Annotated in this window: 20 protein-coding genes; 17 read left to right on the top strand and 3 right to left on the bottom strand. The window is 41.4% G+C overall.

All coding sequences use genetic code 11. The features are described from left to right. The first annotated feature begins 9 nt into the window (after positions 1–9). The 10 genes from HCJ66_RS01600 (at position 10) to HCJ66_RS01555 (ending at position 10,370) form a co-directional block, all read left to right on the top strand. Positions 10–1,533, top strand: a complete 1,524-nt coding sequence (locus HCJ66_RS01600) for an alpha-amylase family glycosyl hydrolase (protein ID WP_425489598.1) — start codon at positions 10–12, stop codon at positions 1,531–1,533. Positions 1,534–1,544: 11 nt separating this feature from the next. Continuing rightward, entirely contained in the window at positions 1,545–2,468 is a 924-nt protein-coding gene (locus tag HCJ66_RS01595; protein ID WP_187131586.1) for a DUF1861 family protein, read from the top strand. A gap of 14 nt (positions 2,469–2,482) precedes the next feature. Continuing rightward, a complete protein-coding gene (locus tag HCJ66_RS01590; RefSeq protein WP_187131585.1) occupies positions 2,483–3,550 on the top strand; it encodes a BtaManbiosPhlase in 1,068 nt (355 codons plus the stop codon). Then, positions 3,547–5,238, top strand: a complete 1,692-nt coding sequence (locus HCJ66_RS01585) for a phospho-sugar mutase (protein ID WP_187131584.1) — start codon at positions 3,547–3,549, stop codon at positions 5,236–5,238. The genes HCJ66_RS01590 and HCJ66_RS01585 overlap by 4 nt, the downstream gene beginning before the upstream one ends. A gap of 96 nt (positions 5,239–5,334) precedes the next feature. Continuing rightward, entirely contained in the window at positions 5,335–5,595 is a 261-nt protein-coding gene (locus tag HCJ66_RS01580) for a TfoX/Sxy family DNA transformation protein (protein ID WP_187131583.1), read from the top strand. Positions 5,596–5,740: 145 nt separating this feature from the next. Further along, positions 5,741–6,673: a trypsin-like serine peptidase gene (locus HCJ66_RS01575; protein ID WP_187131582.1), complete on the top strand. Its 933-nt coding sequence runs from the start codon at positions 5,741–5,743 to the stop codon at positions 6,671–6,673. 9 nt (positions 6,674–6,682) lie between these two features. After that, positions 6,683–7,048 (top strand): membrane lipoprotein lipid attachment site-containing protein, encoded by a 366-nt coding sequence (locus tag HCJ66_RS01570; RefSeq protein WP_187131581.1) that lies wholly within the window; start codon positions 6,683–6,685, stop codon positions 7,046–7,048. A 146-nt stretch (positions 7,049–7,194) separates the two neighbouring features. Continuing rightward, positions 7,195–8,418, top strand: coding sequence for an ISL3 family transposase (locus tag HCJ66_RS01565; protein WP_187131580.1), 1,224 nt, complete (start codon positions 7,195–7,197; stop codon positions 8,416–8,418). A gap of 1,000 nt (positions 8,419–9,418) precedes the next feature. After that, positions 9,419–10,165, top strand: a complete 747-nt coding sequence (locus HCJ66_RS01560) for a hypothetical protein (RefSeq protein ID WP_187131579.1) — start codon at positions 9,419–9,421, stop codon at positions 10,163–10,165. A gap of 34 nt (positions 10,166–10,199) precedes the next feature. Beyond that, positions 10,200–10,370: a hypothetical protein gene (locus HCJ66_RS01555; RefSeq protein WP_187131578.1), complete on the top strand. Its 171-nt coding sequence runs from the start codon at positions 10,200–10,202 to the stop codon at positions 10,368–10,370. A gap of 310 nt (positions 10,371–10,680) precedes the next feature. On the opposite strand, the gene HCJ66_RS01550 is transcribed toward HCJ66_RS01555, so the two are convergent. Next, positions 10,681–12,381: an Rqc2 family fibronectin-binding protein gene (locus HCJ66_RS01550; protein WP_187131577.1), complete on the bottom strand. Its 1,701-nt coding sequence runs from the start codon at positions 12,379–12,381 to the stop codon at positions 10,681–10,683. Positions 12,382–12,411: 30 nt separating this feature from the next. After that, positions 12,412–12,849 (bottom strand): hypothetical protein, encoded by a 438-nt coding sequence (locus tag HCJ66_RS01545; protein ID WP_187131576.1) that lies wholly within the window; start codon positions 12,847–12,849, stop codon positions 12,412–12,414. 141 nt (positions 12,850–12,990) lie between these two features. Between HCJ66_RS01545 and HCJ66_RS01540 the strand changes: the two genes are divergently transcribed. The 5 genes from HCJ66_RS01540 (at position 12,991) to HCJ66_RS01520 (ending at position 16,492) form a co-directional block, all read left to right on the top strand. Further along, complete coding sequence (locus tag HCJ66_RS01540) at positions 12,991–13,866, top strand: YicC/YloC family endoribonuclease (RefSeq protein ID WP_187131575.1); 876 nt, start codon at positions 12,991–12,993, stop codon at positions 13,864–13,866. A gap of 42 nt (positions 13,867–13,908) precedes the next feature. Then, a complete protein-coding gene (gene gmk / locus HCJ66_RS01535) occupies positions 13,909–14,526 on the top strand; it encodes a guanylate kinase (RefSeq protein WP_187131574.1) in 618 nt (205 codons plus the stop codon). Continuing rightward, entirely contained in the window at positions 14,527–14,727 is a 201-nt protein-coding gene (rpoZ, locus tag HCJ66_RS01530; protein WP_187131573.1) for a DNA-directed RNA polymerase subunit omega, read from the top strand. 119 nt (positions 14,728–14,846) lie between these two features. Next, the gene (locus HCJ66_RS01525; protein WP_187131572.1) at positions 14,847–15,872 is read left to right on the top strand and encodes a ParA family protein; all 1,026 of its coding nucleotides are present in this window, start codon (positions 14,847–14,849) and stop codon (positions 15,870–15,872) included. After that, on the top strand, positions 15,869–16,492 hold the full coding sequence (locus HCJ66_RS01520; RefSeq protein ID WP_187131571.1) for a HEPN domain-containing protein: 624 nt from the start codon (positions 15,869–15,871) through the stop codon (positions 16,490–16,492). Before HCJ66_RS01525 ends, HCJ66_RS01520 begins: the two co-directional genes overlap by 4 nt. 324 nt (positions 16,493–16,816) lie before the next feature. Here the strand turns inward: HCJ66_RS01520 and HCJ66_RS01515 are convergent, their stop codons facing one another. After that, positions 16,817–17,101 carry an ArsR/SmtB family transcription factor gene (locus HCJ66_RS01515; RefSeq protein ID WP_187131570.1) on the bottom strand — a complete coding sequence of 95 codons (285 nt, stop codon included), beginning with the start codon at positions 17,099–17,101 and terminating at the stop codon, positions 16,817–16,819. 110 nt (positions 17,102–17,211) lie between these two features. On the opposite strand from HCJ66_RS01515, the gene HCJ66_RS01510 reads away from it, so the two are divergent. Together HCJ66_RS01510 and HCJ66_RS01505 are read left to right on the top strand one after the other, a co-directional pair. Further along, positions 17,212–17,505, top strand: coding sequence for a putative quinol monooxygenase (locus tag HCJ66_RS01510; RefSeq protein ID WP_187131569.1), 294 nt, complete (start codon positions 17,212–17,214; stop codon positions 17,503–17,505). 4 nt (positions 17,506–17,509) lie between these two features. Next, the gene (locus tag HCJ66_RS01505; protein WP_187131568.1) at positions 17,510–18,139 is read left to right on the top strand and encodes a nitroreductase family protein; all 630 of its coding nucleotides are present in this window, start codon (positions 17,510–17,512) and stop codon (positions 18,137–18,139) included. Positions 18,140–18,156 lie beyond the last annotated feature (17 nt).

Below are 18,156 nucleotides of genomic sequence, written 5' to 3'. Positions count from 1 at the left end.
TGAACGATGTTGAAATGGTGGCAGGAAACGGTTTTTTATGAGATTTATATGCCGTCATTTAAGGATGGTAACGGGGACGGGATTGGTGATTTTAAGGGCTTGCTTGAAAAAGTGCCTTATTTGGCTGAGCTTGGTGTCGGTGGCATTTGGTTGACGCCGTTTTACCCGTCTCCGAAAGTGGATAATGGCTATGATGTGAGTGATTATTACGCGGTGGACCCGGATTATGGTACGATGGCGGACTTGGAGGCGTTTGTCGAGGAGGCGCATCGGCACGGGATTCGGGTGATCGCGGATATGGTTGTGAATCATGTGTCGACGGAGCACGCGTGGTTTGTGGAATCGCGAAGATCGAAAACGAATGCGAAGCGGGATTGGTTCGTGTGGCGTGATGCTCCGAATAATTGGGAATCGTTTTTCGGTGGTTCGGCATGGGAATGGGACGCGGTGACGGAGCAGTATTATTACCACAGCTTCGCGAAAGAGCAGGCTGATTTGAATTGGGCTAATCCGGATGTGGAGCAGGAGATTTGGAAGGTGTTCGATTTCTGGTTGGATAAGGGATTGGACGGTTTTCGGCTCGATGTGATTAATAATTTGACGTTGACGCGTGATTTTACGGATAATCCGGTGGAAAATGGGAAACAGTTGCATCTTTTTGATAAGGATCAACCTGGAATGGAAAAAATGATGGCGAAAATTGGTGCGCGGATTCGTGCACGTGGCGATTATTTTACGGTTGGTGAGATTAGTTCGGATAATTTGGCGGAGATTGAAAAGTACGCCGGGCTTGATGGGCTGGATGTGACGTTTAACTTTAATTTTGGCAGTGTTCCGAATCGAGATGGGATTGCCGCAGAGCTTACGCGGATGCAGCAGGTGTACGCGGATGGTCGGATGCCGACGTTGTTTTTCGGGAGTCATGATATGAGTCGGTCGTGGAATCGGTTGGCGGACGGGCGCGAGGATGTGGCGCAGTTGCTTGCGATGCTTATGTTGACGGCGCATGGTGTTCCTTTTGTGTATTTTGGCGAGGAGATTGGGATGGCGGATTTTGTGCCGGAATCGATGCGCGAGATGCGTGATGTGCGGGGCGTTTATGCGTATGAGCTGGCTTTGCAGGACGGGAAGTCGGAGCAGGAGGCGCTATTTGTGGCGCAGGAGAAGACGCGAGACAAGGCGAGGGCGCCGATGACTTGGCCAGAAGGGTTCTCAGATAAAGCGGAGGCCTGGATTGGTGAAGTGACGCCTGATTTGGAACGCGGGCAGCGGATGTTTGCTTTTTATCAGGCGCTGATTGCTTTGCGAAAAACGGCGGATTTTTGTGAGCCGGGATATCGTGATTTTGAGGTGGCTGGAGAGCTCTTGACGTATGTTCGCGGCGAGTATCTGGTGTGCCTCAATTTCGGGGAAACACGTGAGGTAGAGAACAAGTGGGGCGATTTGACGCTTGTTTTGGCGAATATGGATGTGGTTGTGGACGCGGAAAGAATTGTTTTGCCAGCGTTTGCAGCGGTAATTTTTAAGATATGAAGGAGTTAATTATGAAAGAGATTTCGATTTTATTGAAAGAGTATCGGGTGAGAAATGAGGTCGCGAAAGTAGAACGCTTGGCGTTTGTTGGCGCTGGGGACAAGGATGTGTACAACATTACGGCGCCGTTCGTTGTGGGTGGCAAAGAAGTGATTGCTGGGCGAATCGAAGCGCGTGACAGCGAAATGGCGGAAATCGGCTTTTTCGAAAAACAGGATTTGGCGTGGGTACTACTTACGAATATGCCAAAATTGGCGCTGCAAGATCCGTTTATGACGCGTATTGATGGGGATTTGATTATCGGTGGTGTGGAAGTTTTCCCGAGTGAGGCTGATCCCAAGAAATTGGCGTGGCGGACTTGTTTGTACCGCGGCAAAGGGATTGCGGATTTGACATTGATTTTTGTAGGTCCAGTTGGGATGAAAGACTTGCGATTGAAGCAGTTGCCGAGTGGCGAGATTGCGGTTTTGACGCGTCCGCAAGGTGAAAAAGGTGGGCGTGGCAAAATTGGTTTTTGTCTGATTCCAAAATTAACGGATTTGACTGTACAGCTAGTTGAAGAAGCACCACTATTACCGACGCATTTTGCCGATGGTGAATGGGGTGGCGCGAACGAGATGCACCTTTTGAAAAATGGACACGTTGGTATACTAAGCCATGTTGCTAATTTTGATGAAAAAGGTGATCGCCATTATTACGCTGGAATTTGTGTGTTAGACCCGGCGACAGCAACGTTTGTAGCTCCAATGGAAATCGTTGCAGAACGCGCTGATTTTCTTGCTGGACCGAGCAAGCGACCAGATTTGGAAGATGTTGTTTTCAGTGGTGGACTGATTCGAAATGCTTCTGGAACAGCTGATTTATATGTAGGAATAAGCGACGCGGATGCGCAGAAACGCACGATTCGTGATCCGTTTATGAAATTTGAAGGATAGGGAGACTGGGAATTATGAATATTTATCGTTATGAGGAAAATCCATTAATTACACCGGCTGATGTGGCACCGCATCGACCAGATTTTGAGGTGTTAGGCGCGTTTAATGCGGGTGTTGCGCAATATAAAGACGAGACATTGCTGCTTTTACGTGTGGCAGAGAAGCCAATCAGTGAAGATCCGAATATTGTGAAGGCGCCTGTTTTCAATGTGGAAACGCAACAATTGGATATTTTGGAGTTTCGTTTGGATGATCCGACGTATGATTTTGAAGATCCGCGGATGATTCGGACGAAAGACAAGATGGAAGGTTTCGCCTATTTGACGTCGCTTTCTTACATTCGTATTGCGAGAAGTAAGGACGGACACAATTTTACGGTTGATGAAAAACCGTTTTTATATCCATTTAACGAATATCAAACGTTCGGTATTGAAGATGCACGTGTGACGCAGATCGATGACGTTTATTATGTGAATTTCAGCGCGGTATCCGAGATGGGTGTAGCCGACGCGATGATTTCAACGAAGGACTTTGTGAGTTATGAGTACGAAGGAAATATTTTTGCACCAGAAAATAAAGATGTGCTGATTTTTCCTGAAAAAGTGAATGGGAAATACTACGCGTTACACCGTCCAAGCTTGAAGAGTATTGGGAATTTGGATATTTGGATTGCGTCTTCGCCTGATTTACATAGTTGGGGTGATCACCGTCATTTGCTTGGCATTCGCGATGGTTATTGGGATAGCGGCCGAATTGGTGGTGGCGCGGTACCGATTAAGACGGAAAAAGGTTGGCTCGAGCTATATCATGGTGCGACGAAAGATCATCGCTATTGTATGGGAGCGGTCCTACTCGATTTGAATGATCCGATGAAAGTTCTGGCGCGGACGGAAACACCAATTTTAGAACCAGAAGCGGACTATGAGAAAAACGGCTTTTTCGGCGATGTTGTTTTTGGATGTGGCACGATTGTAGAAGGCGATGTTGTCAAAATGTACTACGGTGTTGCGGATACGTCGATGGCTTGTTGCGAGATGAGTTTGGCGGAGATTCTGCAGCAGTTGGAGGATGAGAGCCGATGAATTGGCAGGAAAATTGGCAAAAATGGAGCGTGGCGTCGAAGGACGATGCGGCGCTTCAACAGGAAATGACGGAATTATCTGACGAAAAAACGAGACGCGAGCATTTTTATCGTTATCTGGAATTTGGGACTGGCGGTATGCGCGGTGAGCTTGGTTGTGGCACCAATCGGATCAATACATACATGATTCGCTGGGTTACGAGTGGCGTCGCGGCGCACATTGCAGAACAGGGGCTCGAAACGGAAGGCGTGGCAATTGCCTATGATTCGCGCCATTTTTCGGCGGAGTTCGCATTGGAAGCAGCGCGGGTGCTCGGTGCAGCGGGAATCAAGGTTTATTTATCCGATGCACTGCGCCCAACTCCGGAGCTGTCGTTCATGGTTCGCGAATGGGGGGCGGCCGCGGGAATCGTGATTACGGCGAGCCACAATCCAGCAGAATACAACGGCTTCAAGGTTTACGGGGCAGATGGATGTCAGATTACGTTGGATGTTGCGGATAAAATAACGGCGTATTTGACTGGAATTTCCGACTTGTTCGCGATTCCTGTAGCCGACGAATCGGCGTTAATCGAGGACGGTTTACTCGTTCGAATTGGCGCAGAAGCGGACGCGGCATATTTAGAGGAGGTTCGTGCAGTGACGCAGAATCCGGCATTAGCAAACGAACACGGCGCCAAGCTTGCCATCGTATACACGCCACTTCACGGGACAGGCGGACCACTCGTTACGCAGAGTTTGGCACAGGCAGGTTTCACGAATGTCCGCGTTGTGGAAGAGCAAGCGATTCCAGACGGTGCGTTTCCGACAGTCGCATCACCGAATCCAGAAGACCACGCCGCGTTCACGATGGCAATCGAAGCAAGTCATGATGCCGACATTTTGATGGCAACAGACCCCGATGCCGACCGAATTGGCGTTGCAGTGAAAAACGAACAGGGAACGTATCAAATTTTGACAGGAAATCAGTTGGGCGCGCTATTGCTACATTATTTAGTCACCCAGCCGAATCTCCTGGAAAACAGCGCACTCATCAAAACCATCGTGACAAGCGACTTAGGCGAAAAAATCGCGCAGAAATATGGCGTGAAAACTTATAATACGCTAACCGGATTCAAATTCATCGGCGAAAAAATCGCAGAATGGGAAGTCTCTGGCGAAGCAACATTCCTATTTGGCTACGAAGAAAGCTACGGCTACCTCGTCGAACCATTCGTCCGTGATAAAGACGCCATTCAAGCGGCCCTTTTAACAGCAGAGGTCGCGCTATCCTTCCAATTACAAGGCAAAACACTATACGAAGGCCTGCAAACCATCTATGACGAATTCGGCTACTACGAAGAATCCTTGCACACCATCACCGCAAAAGGCGAAGAAGGCATCGTGCGAATCCAGACCATCATGCAAACGATGCGCGACAAAACGATGGATGGCATTATTATAAAAGAAGACTATAAAACTGGATTACAGACCAATTACCAAACAAATTCAAAACAAAAAATAGCGCTACCAAAATCAGACGTATTGAAATTTTATCAGACAGACGGCTCCTGGTTCTGCATTCGCCCATCAGGAACCGAACCAAAATGTAAAATCTATTTTAGTTGTATTGGCGAAACTGGAGAAGAGGCAAGTCAGCGCTTACGAAACCTCGAAAAACAAGTTTTAGCAACGATTGAAAATATATAAAGAAACAGTGATGAGTAATCAGAAAGTAGATTATTCATCACTGTTTTACTATAATGAAAGAGATAAAGTACACGCGCATGAATGGAGGGGACAGACATGAAAATATCTGATATGAAAAATCTCGGAGCAATAAACGAAGAAAAACTGAATTCTGTTGGCATAAAATCAGCGGAAAAATTACAATCGATAGGCACAGAAAAAGCCTATTTGCTCGTCAAGGACTTAGTGGACGACGCGGCTTGTCTTCATTTCTTATATGCTCTGGAAGGCGCGATTCAAGATATCCCGAAAAAAGATTTAACTGATCAACAACGTGAAGAATTAAGTCAAGTATACCAATATGAAAAAGAACGGTAGGATTCGAACTAGAGCTTTAGAAATCAAGAGATAGTTACTTGTCGTCAAAAATATAGTAAATCTTTAGTGAATAAATTCACAATCTTTATCTTTTTGTGTTATAATTACTATGTAATACAAAAAATAAAGAAGAGGGATTTAAGGTATGAATAAGAAATTAAATTTAATAAAGGCTTTGTTAGTATGCACAGTAGGTATTAGTGTATGTGGAGTCAACTTTTCTTCAGTTAAAGCGGAAGAAAATGAGGAGAATTCAATTGTGGAATTAGCTGTTCAGACTAGTTCATTTGAAACAGAACTATCATCAGATATGAGTGAAATGCAGATAGCCTTAAACTATGATAGTTCGAAGGAAGCTCGCGAAAAAGCTGTTGAAGCCTATAATAAGGAACATCCAGAAAATACTGTGGTGAACACAGAGCCCGTCGCTGATAAGCCGAAATTATTAAAAGCAATTGTTGGTGCGGACAATAGAGTAAAGGCAAACACGACCCTATCGCCATTTAAGCAAATTGGGTACATGGAAATGGGTTATATAAATAAAGGGAAAATGGTTTGGTATGTTGGTACGGGAACACTTGTAAGCGGAAACACTGTTTTAACTGCTGCTCACAACCTTTATGACACAAAATTGAAAAGCTGGGCTACAACTGTTATTTTCCAACCTGGTATGACTAATTATAATGCACCGAAAGCCATTACATCAAAAAAACTATATGCTATGGCTGGATATACAGAAAATAATAATTCTAATTATGATATTGGTTTGGTTAAATTAAGCGCTTCTATAGGGAGCACTGGATTTTTAACGTATAGATCTCCAACAGCAAATGTGTCATACGATGCCATGATTTCGGGGTACCCAGGAGATAAACCTGGTTCGCAATGGTACCATACAGGTAAGGCAATGGTAGGTACTCAAAAAATTGTATATCCAATTGATACAACGCCAGGTCAAAGTGGGGCTCCGATATTAAATGGTAAAACTGTTATTGGTGTTCACACTCTTGGATCTGGAGTGAACGAAGGTGTACGTATAACGCCTGCCTTCTATAATTGGATCACAAGTATAAAATAGGAGGATTAAATGAAAAAAATAATTTTTCTATATATTGTTATTTTGTTGATTTTAGGTGCATGTAGTAGTGCATCGACTAAGGAAAATACTAGTCAAAATAAAAAAGCTGTCTATAGTGCTACCATTTATGATGCTAATTTGAGGATAAATAAAATAAAATGGGTTAGTGGAGAAAAATTAAATTTACAGGAGGGAAAGTACGAATTGGAGAGTTTTGATAATATCTTTGATCAGAACGGAGATAAAATAAAAGTAGAAGATTTAGTTGTAGGAGATAAAATTAAAGTGTATTTTAGTCCTCAAGTGGTTGTCAAAGAAACAGATCCTGGACAAATTTCTGCAGAATATATTAGGAAAATAGTTAAATCTGAATAAATATAGGTTCTATAATAAATGTTGGGGTAGAAAATAATCTGCCTCAACATTTTTTTGTTCTTATTTTAAGGCAAAAAAATACACAGTAATATCAACATCCGTTAAGATAAAAGTGACAAAACCCAATCCAAAGGAGCGATATTACCATGCCAGACCATTTTATCATACAACTCATCGGTTTAGAAAATAAAAACGTCCAGCTCATCGAGCATTCCATAGAGAAGGATACCTGCCATATTCATATTCAATTAAAACGAAAGAAACATACGTGCCCTCATTGTCAAACCCGTACAAATCGTATGAAAGATTATCGTACGCACTTGTTTCAACACCTTAAAATGGCCGAGAAACGGGTCTATATTCATTATCGGAAACGGCGTTATCACTGCCCTTGTGGTAAAGCATTTGATGAGAAAAATCAAGGAATTGTCACACGCTATCAGCGTTTCTCTATCGCTTGGCATCAGGCTGCTCTTTTTCACAGTATTAGCTCTGCTTCCTTCTCTTACACCGCTAAAGCCTATGGAACGACCGCTTCTAAAATCATTCGCTTATTTGATGCCCGTATGGGTGCTTTTTCAACACCTCCAGCCACCTTACCGAAGATCATCGCTATCGATGAATTTAAAGGAGACACAAATAAAGGCAAGTTCCAGTTGATTATTGCAGACCCTATCACTCGGCGTCCCATTGATATTTTAGAAAATCGTAGTATAAAAACCATCCAACGCTATCTCAGAGAACGCGGACAACAAGTAGAAATTGTGATTATGGATCTGAGTCCCGCTTTTAAAAGCGCCGTTCAAAAAGCCCTTTGTAGCCCATTGATTATTGCTGATTCTTTTCATTTTTCCCGCTATATTTATTGGGCATTAACCAAAGTTCGTATTCGGGTACAACAAAAATTCCATGACTATGATCGAAAACGCTGTAAACGCATGAAGGGCCTCTTTTACAAACGGAAACATGACTTAACTTCTGAGCAGTGGACGCTTGTTCAGCGCTATTTAGAATTAGACTCCGATTTACAAACAGCCTATGACATCAAAGAAGCCTATCAGGCTTGGTTTGACACACACAAAGCCCAAGAACGAACCAATGTACGCCACGCGTTACATCACTTCTACGAACTTGTTCGACAAGCCAATATTCCAGAGTTCATTGCCGCTATCGGAACCTTTCAACGCTGGGAAACAGAAATTATTAACGCTTTTATTTACCCACATTTATCTAATGGCTTCGTAGAAGGAATTAACAATCGAACCAAAGTCTTAAAACGTGGCGCTTATGGCTTTCAATGCTTCGAAAGATTCCGAGCCAAAATACTAGCACAACACTTTATCAAAGATTTTGACATCTCTGTAGGTTAAGAAAAGGCACGAGCTGTTGACTCCCTAGCTCGCACCTTGATATTTCACCCCAACAATTGACATAGAGCCAAAAAACAGTGATGAGCAATCTGAAAATAGATTATTCATCACTGTTTTTAGTGAAGGTGAATAGAGGTAACAAACATGAAAATACCTGGACTGAAAGAGCTCGGAGCAGTCAACGAAGAAAAGCTGAATTCGGTTGGCATAAACGCTACAATCGATAGGCACCAAAAAAGCGTATTGGGTTGTCAAAGACTTAACAACCCAACAAAGGATAGCGCAATATCAACATAAGAAATAAAAAGAGAAGAAAGTGGGAGTTCTACAATTACAATGGTACCTATAGAATAAACCTCTTTCTATTGGTTTATCAAGAAAAGTATGTAAAATATAATGTGATACATGCTTCTCAAGCGAATCCCAAGAGAGGAATGCCGGGAGTGTAGATAATTAGTCCTGTTAGCTAACTGCTTAATTTATCAGTAAGCACCCAGATTTTTAGAATGTTTTATTGGTAGTTGATAAAAATCTTGAAGATGAAATTAATGGTTGAAAGTATTAATCATTATGTTTTGCGAGCGAGACTGCAAGTTGACAGCTGGTGAACGTTAGCTATGAGGATAAAAATCTATCGAGGACAAGGCAAACATTTTCTTAAAAGAGCTATTTGGTAAGGAATTGAAAATAAAGAAATGATGGCTCACCTTATTTTAATAGCGCAGAAAAGACATATTTTATTAGTGTCATGTCTTTTCTTTGACAATGTAGTTTTTATTTTTATTTATGACTTGAATTGTCAAGTCAAGGTGTAAAAAAGACGTAATTTATCGGGAACGTGTCTTTTCTTTGACAATCGCCCTTTCTTTCTAAAATTTGTATGAAAATATAACGGTTTAGCATAGACATTACTAGAGCATAAATATACAATTGGCACAAGGAATTCACGAAATGTTTTGCTTATTAGTGGTTCCAAATAGAGAGAAAAGGGGAATAAGACATGAATAAAAACACAGTGAAATTAGTAACACCAATTATAGCAACATCGTTAGTTTTTGCATCTGTAGCGCCTGCTATTGTGGTAAATGCTGAAGAAAATGACGCTAATGTGGTTGGAGATGGAACTAATGGTATGTTATTACAAAAAATCACATTTGACTCGCCTATTCATGAAACAGCAAATATAGACGGAGAGGTGTATGGTTTTGATGTCACTAAACAACAACATATCATTACAAATAAAATTAGTAGTGATGAGGGTACAATTACGTTTGTTACAAATACCATGACAAATATGACTAGCGTGACAAGTGATTATATGACACAAAATGAAATAATAGCTTTGGAAAATAGCATAAATAATTCTAGTATTGATGATTCTGCTGCTACAGTTACTGAGAATGAAGTTGAGATGTATACCTTAGGTGCTCAAAAAGGATCATGGGCATGGTCGGGTTGGCAGACACGAAAGATAACTTCATCCCAGAAGTATTCTCTTCAGTCGGCTATAGGAGTATTGGGTGCAAAGTTTGGAATGTATGGTGCGGCAGCGGCGGCATTAGCAGGGATTTGGATACAGTATAATGTACATGTAGGTTACTTTAAAGTTCGGGTGGGAACAAGATTAGATACAAACCCGAATTGGATTTGGACTAAAAATCAAGTTCGATATTATTCAGATTCTTCATATAAAAATTTGAGAGGAACAAAAGAGTCAAAGGCTTTCTACTCATTAATACAAAATTAATAAAATAGAGTACAGATTTAGTGGGGATGATAATATGAAATATACATTTATAGCACCTATTATTACAGTGATTATATGTTTAATTACTTGGTTATTGGTCCCAGAAAAGGATTGGATTTATTATGTTATTTTAGCGCCCTTTTTTGGCTATGCTGTTCAATTATTAATTGTTAAGGTATGGATTAAACCAGAAAAAAGAAACTAACTAAGCCGTTAGTTTTTGCAATTTAAACATAGGACTAAGTAGTATAGAGGTAGTACTAATAGAAAATGTTGAGAAGTTTGAATTAAATAATAGATTTCAGCTCCTTTGAGCATAAATCCATTTTTAAAATGGTGACTAAAGGGATTGAAAACGGAATTGGGCGCTTTTTTGGGGACGTACCTCGTTTAATGGGTAAAAAAACTAAAATATGCATTTAAGGGAATTCTGGGCAAATTTCCGTAGAATGTATTAGGGAAATAGTTAAAATGGTTGGCATGAACTCGAAACTCATGCCAACCATTTTTTAAGTCTAATTCCGCAAACCCTTCACCGTTTCCTCATCAGGCGTCACGAAATAAGTCGTCTGATTATCATACGTCACATAACCAGGTTTCGCACCGCTTGGCTTCTTCACATGCTTAATCAGCGTTGCGTCCACTGGAACGGATCCCGACAGCCGAGCTTTAGAGAAGAACGCCGCAATCATCGCAGCCTCCGTAATTGATGTATCATCCGGATTCGCGTCTTGAATCACCACATGCGATCCCGGTAAATCTTTCACGTGAAACCACAAATCAGAATTTCGCGCTACTTTATTCGTCAAATAATCATTTTGCTTATTATTTTTCCCGACTAGAATGGAGAGCCCGGTACTCGATGTATATTTCTCAAGCGTTGGATTCTGATTCGGCTTCCGGCTTCCTTTTTTCTGCTTATACTTGATATAGCCTTGTTCCGCGAGTTCCATCCGGATTTCCTGAACATCCTCAGGCGACGCGTCCTCCAATTGTTGCTGTACCGTCTCCAAATAAGCAATTTCCTGCTCCGTCAAGCGCATCTGCTCCTCGACGAATTTCACAGCTTTCTTCAACTTCTGGTATTTATTAAACAAAAACTGGGCATTTTGAGGCGGCGATTTCCGAATGTCAAGCGGAATTTTCACCGTTCCCATATGCTCATCATAGAAATTCTGCACCTCGATCTCCGTCATACCACGCGACACCAAATGCAAGTTCGCCGTCAACAACTCACCGAAAACGCGAAATTCATCCGCGCGTTCCGTATCGACAAGCGTCTGCTCCAATTTCTCCATTTTCAAACGGTCGCGGTCAATCTCATTCGCAAGCAAACGCTCCAAATCATGCGCAATTTGATGCACCCGGTCCCGCGTCGCTTTTCCACCATAAAACCGGTCCAATAAAGCACCAAGCGACTCCGATTCCGCCGTCACTTCCGTATCCGCAAGCCGCATGAAATAGAAATCTTCCTTCTCGTTCTTCGTAAATAAAACCGGTTCTGCTGGTTTCGCACAATCCGCTATCACACTAAAAAAGGCTTGCGGTAATGTCTCCCGATTCACCAACCCAGCCCGCGCAATCACTTCATTCGCAAGCAGTGGACTAAATCCAGCGACACTGGAAACAATCTGCTTCGACATTTTGCCAGCGTTGAAATCCAATTTTGCCAATAAATCTTCCTCGCTGACAGTCCACGGATCAAGCTTATCCGAACTCGGCGGTAAAATATAAGCGGCACCCGGTAAAAGCGTCCGATAACTATTGAAAGCCGGCGAAACATGCTTAATACAGTCCACAATCGTCTCTTTATCACGATCCACGAGCACAACATTACTGTGGCGCCCCATAATCTCCACATACAAATCACAAAAACGCGTTTCGCCAATCTCGTCTTTTCCACGAATCCCAAAAATCAAAACCCGATCATTCGCAACTTGGCGAATCGACTCAATAATCGCGCCCTCCATGTATTTTCGTAACAACATACAAAACATCGGCGGTTGCGCAGGGTTTTCCATCGTTTCCTTCGTAATCTGGATGCGCGCGTAACTCGGATGCGCCGAAATCAAAATCCGCTGGTTTTCCCGATTTTTCCGAACATGCAACACTAATTCATGCGCAAACGGTTGGTGTATCTTCATAATCCGCCCAGTTTCGCACTGTTCGGTCAGTTCTTCGGTCATTGCTTTTAAAAACATTGTATCAAATGCCATTCGTTTGTTTCATTCCCTTAAAAAAATTATTTAGTTCGTTTGACTCGAAATTTCTTCCCCATTTACCGAAGAATAACTGTAGTCAATATTCATCGTGCCATCCTCTTTTACCTCGGTGACACTGATGTAAAGCGTACTATTCATCGTGGATTTCCCAGATGTCACATCAAATTGAATATCATCATGCTTTTTGCCACTCTTATCGATGTAACTAATGACAAACCCACCAGATTTCACGTCAAAAGGCTCTACATTTATTTCCTTCGTCGTTTCATTTTTCAGCGCTGGAATCGTTGCAACAACCTTGCCACCGTTGCTAACCGTTATTTCAGACGATGTGCTGCCGCTATAATTATCTCCGCTGACGACAAAATCCTCTTTTGGTGCGGAAACTGCGAAACGTAATACAAAAGCTAGTGCGATAATCGCGACCAGCACGAGACTGAAAATCAAGACATTCTTCTTCATGTTGCGAACCTCTCTTCATTTTTTCTTTTATTGTACCATAAGAACGGTGAAACTTGCCTGATAATCTTGTTTTTAGGTGTTTTATTTCCTTATATTTGTTATAATGAAGAGGTGAAATTAGAATGCGAGAGGCTGATCAGGATGGTAAAAAGTATGACTGGGTTCGGGCGAGCAGGGAAGCAATCAGAGAATTTCAAAGTAACCGTAGAATTAAAAGCTGTGAATCACCGCTATTTGGAAACTGTGTTCCGGATGCCACGGGTGTTCGCCTATCTGGAAGCGAAGTTAAAAAAGAGCATCGCGGAACTGGTGAAACGTGGCCGGGTGGAATGCGCGATTACAATTGAAGGAAACAAGGCAACAAAAGAAAAATTGGTCATCAATTGGGATTTGGCGGATGAATATATTCGCTTTATGCGCCAGGCAACGCAGCGCTATCAGATGGAAGATGCGCTAAATATTCAAGAATTGCTGCTAGATCCGCGCTTTTTAGAAATTGTAGAGAGCAATGAACCGGATTCGGAGCTGGAAGAATTGCTAGTAGGCGCAACGGCATCCGCTGCAAAACGACTAGACGACATGCGGGCGACAGAAGGCAACGAGTTGGCGCTTCATTTCAAACATCATTTGGAGACGACGGAGAAATTACTGGGCGAGATTCAAACTTTCATCCCTGAAATGGAAGTAACCTACCGCGAACGTCTCGAAAACCGTTTGCTTGGCTATGTTGGCGAGGATTTCGATAAAGCACTTGTACTCTCTGAAATTGCTATTTTGCTTGAGAAATCAGACATCAATGAAGAACTAGAACGCATGGGTAGCCATGTGAAGCAATTTTCGCACATACTTTTACTGGAAGAACCGATTGGCCGAAAGCTCGATTTTCTCACTCAAGAGATGAATCGCGAAATAAATACGATTGGATCGAAAGCTAGCCATTTAGAAATTACGAATCATGTGGTAGAATTAAAGACAACACTTGAAAAAATGCGCGAACAGATACAAAATGTCGAATAATTTTTCAAGCAGTATGATATTTTAGAAAAGAGGAACGCAAACATGGCAGATCGAGGACTTCTCATCGTTTTATCTGGTCCTTCTGGAGTTGGGAAAGGAACGGTTAGAAAAGCAGTTTTTGATGACCCGACAACTTCATTTGAATACTCCATTTCGATGACAACCCGCAAAGCTCGGGAAGGCGAAGTGGATGGTGTGGACTATTATTTCCGCACGAAAGAGCAATTTGAGCAGGCGATTGCGGACGGCAAAATGCTAGAATACGCGCAATATGTCGGTAATTATTACGGAACGCCACTTGATTATGTAGAGGAAATTTTGGTAGCAGGAAAAGATGTTTTTCTGGAAATCGAGGTTCAAGGAGCGTTACAAGTACGCAAGGCGATGCCAGAAGGAATATTTATTTTTCTAACGCCGCCAGACTTGAGTGAGCTGAAAAACCGCATTATAGGGCGGGGTACAGAGTCTATGGACGTTGTCGAAGAGCGCATGAGCGAGGCTCGCCGCGAAATTGAGATGATGAACGCCTATGATTATGCCGTCGTTAATGATATAGTAGATAATGCCGTTCAAAAAATTAAGGGAATCGTTCAGACCGAGCACTTAAAAACAGAGCGCGTCATTCATAAGTATGAAAAAATGTTAGAGGAGTTGGAATAGATGTTATATCCATCAATTGATAATTTGTTGTTAGTTATTGACTCAAAATACTCGCTAGTAACCGTAGCTGCGCGTCGTGCCCGTCAAATGCAAAAAGACCACGATCCAGGTACAATGGATGATTTCAAATCGCATAAAGCGGTAGGAAAAGCGTTAGAAGAAATTTATGCAGGGAACTTAGTTATGGGACAGGAGAAATAGAATTTTGTTTGAAGCTATCATTTTGTGATAGCTTTTTTCATGTTAAAAATTTACATATGGGATATTTTGTGATAGAATGGTGGTGTTGTACATTAGGATTCAGACGGGGAGATGAGGATATGAAGGCAAAAGTAATATCAATATTTAATCATAAAGGAGGAGTTAGTAAAACAACATCTACATATAATATTGGGTGGAAGTTAGCAGAAATCGGTAAGAAAGTTCTTTTTGTAGATGCAGATCCGCAGTGTAATTTAACGGGTTTAATACTAGGAGATGATTTTGAAGAATATTATACTGATGGTAATGGTAATAATATTAAAGATGCAGTTCGCTCTGCTTTTGAAGGGAAACCAGTTCCTATTAAGCCTATCGAATGTTATACACCTATTGAAAATGAAAATATCTATTTAATTCCTGGACATATGGATTTATCTGAATATGATCCATCATTAAGTTTGGCGTTAAATAGCAATAATTCTATCTCTACATTACAAAACTTGCCAGGAAGTTTTTATGAATTAATCAAACTATGCTCAGAAAAATATGATATTGATTACGTATTTGTTGATATGAACCCTGGATTAAGTGCCATCAATCAAACGCTATTTGTCTCATCAGATGGATTTATTGTACCAACAAACCCAGACCCCTTCTCCATTATGGCGCTGCAGACGATGTTGAAAATATTGCCAAGGTGGAAAAAATGGGCCGAAGATTCTAGATCTTTTTTTGAAGAGGCAACATATCCTTTGCCAAATAAAGATATGCGATTCATTGGAGAAATTATACAAAGATTTAATCTGAGGAATAAGAAAGCTGCTAATGCATATGTTCCAAAAATAAAAGAAATAAAAACGTTTATTGAAGGAGATTTTTTATCAAAACTTGAGCAAGTAGAGATGGTATACGACATAACTATGTTGATAGAAAAAGGTTTGGTAGAGGGGTATTGTCTTGCTGAAATTTCTGATTTTGGGGCATTACTTCCTAAATCGCATAAGTATAAGGTTCCAGTGTATGCGTTAAGCGACAATCAAATGGAACAAAAAGGGAAAGTTTTAGGGCAGATGAAAACAGCTAGAGATCGTTTTAATACGCATTTTGAAAATATTGCAGCAGTTATCGTGGAACTAGTCAAATGAAATCGGCCAAGCTTATTTTTGATAATATAATTAATGAAACGAAGCAGCTGGGCTCATTATACAGCTTTTTAGAGACTACCGTTAAACCACCTTTTGACTACAATGATATACTTCGTTGGCAGCTAGCTCAGGCGGTTGCAGGATTAGATTTATATATACACGAATTAGTTAAAATTGGAATAATACAAATTTATTCGGGCAAAAGAGAACGTACAAAAAGATACCGTTCATTTTCGCTAACTCTTGAAGTAGCTGAAGACATAAATAGCCCAGAAAATAAAAGTATCGCTTTGGATATATTGGAAAAAGAAATTAATAAAAGGCATGGCTTTTTATCGTTTCAAACACCAGAAAAAATTTCAGAGGCACTTTCTTATGTATGGGAAGAGAAGCATAAATGGCAGGAAATTGCTGGATACTTGAATATGGAAAAAGATGAAGTTATGAAAACCTTGAAGCTGTGTACTCAAAGAAGGAATCAAATTGTTCATGAAGCAGATTATATTGATACAACTAGGCAAAATATCAAGGTTGAAGATGTAGAGGAATCGATTATATTTATAGAAAAAATTGTTGATTCTATTCATAATTTGGTGAGTGGAGATGTGTCTATAGTATAAATTCCAGAACCCTCACCAGTATTTAAAAAGATATCTAGGCTATTTTAATTGTTGTCAAAATTGTGAAATAGAGGAGTAAGAATTGCAATCTGGATTCCTACTCCTCTATTTTTGCGTTTCCTCATAAAGTTATTTAAAAGATTTAAATCCTTCAAAATCCATGGACGAGTACAGACACACCTGACAGAAAACGCTCATTTCCGTCGTTAAAAGCTCTGTTCCAGTGCTCGTTTTTTCCTAGGAACTAAGCATTTGTCGTCCCACAGAGGTTTGGTGGTTTCAAATAAATAAGCGATATAATTCCGGGATTTGGAGTTATATCGCTTATTTATTTTGGAAGATGTCGAAGAAACCGGGATATTTAGCGGTCACTTCTTTGTTTGGTGAATAAATGTGCGCGGTGCCTTCCTTGCGAACATCGACTAACCCGGCCTCCTTTAGCAATTTAATATGGTGGGACATGGTGGACTTGGAAATATCGTAGGTGCCGTTTGTGACGCGCTGTTCTCCTTTTTGCAGTAAGCAACGAAAGACGTCGAGGCGAATCGGATCACTCAAGGCTTGGAATAAAAGTAGCAACTGTTCTGAATCTTGATTATTGTTTTTCATAAAAATATCATAGCACATTACATATTAGTTGCCTAGTAAAATTTGATATGGTATAGTGTGTTTGTTCGAAAAAAATCGAACGATACGACCACAGAAAGAAGGGCAAATAAATGCTAGTTATTCAAGCGAAGTTAGAAGTCCAAGAAGATAAGATTGCGGCATTTCTAAAAGAAGTAGAGCCGTTGATTGCAGCATCAAGAGCCGAGGCAGGGAACGCTGGTTACACATTGACGCGTTCTGTTGAAAAGTCGACTGAGTTTTACATGATAGAGCAGTGGGAAGATGTAGCTGCCATTGAAGCACATAATAAAAGCGAACATTTTCAAGCGTTTCAGGCAGGCGTTGGCAGTTTATTGAGCGCACCGCCAGCGATACAAGTACTTAGTAAAGTAGAAGGGAAGTAATACTATGTATAAAAATAATGATTTTGAAGATATAATCAAAAACCGCCGTTCGATTCGTGGATACGACGATACGGTGAAAATTAGTAGAGCAGAGATGGAGCAAATCTTGACGGATGCGATGCGTGCGCCATCATCGGTGAACATGCAGCCGTGGCGTTTTGTTGTGGTGGAAAGTCCAGAAGGGAAAGAGAAATTGCGTCCGCTTGTGCGTTTTAATACGCAACAAAATGATTCATCGTCTGCCATGATTGTGATTTTTGGTGACGTGAATAGTTTTGATAACGGGGAGAAAATTTTTAGCAGTGCGGTGGAGCAAGGATTGATGCCGGCGGATGTGAAAGAGAAGCAAATGGCTGCTTTGACGCCTTATTATGCGAATTCGTCACGTGAGGAATTGGAACGGGTGGCGTTGATTGATGGTAGTCTGGTTGCGATGCAGTTGATGTTGGTCGCGCGGGCTTATGGTTATGATACGAATCCGATTGGTGGATTTGAGCGACGTGAGGTTACCGAGGCGTTTGGTATGGATGCGGAGCGTTATGTGCCAGTTATGATTGTGTCGATTGGGAAAGCGACAGATTCGGGGTATGGTTCGTATCGGTTGAGTACGGACGACACGGTTTTTTGGAAATAATAGTTTGAATAGAGAAG

Origin of the sequence: Paenilisteria portnoyi (assembly GCF_014322795.1) — a bacterium.
Taxonomy (GTDB): Bacteria; Bacillota; Bacilli; order Lactobacillales; family Listeriaceae; genus Listeria_A; species Listeria_A portnoyi.
Note: the sequence above shows the minus strand (reverse complement) of the source record. Positions and strands in the feature narration are given on the sequence as shown.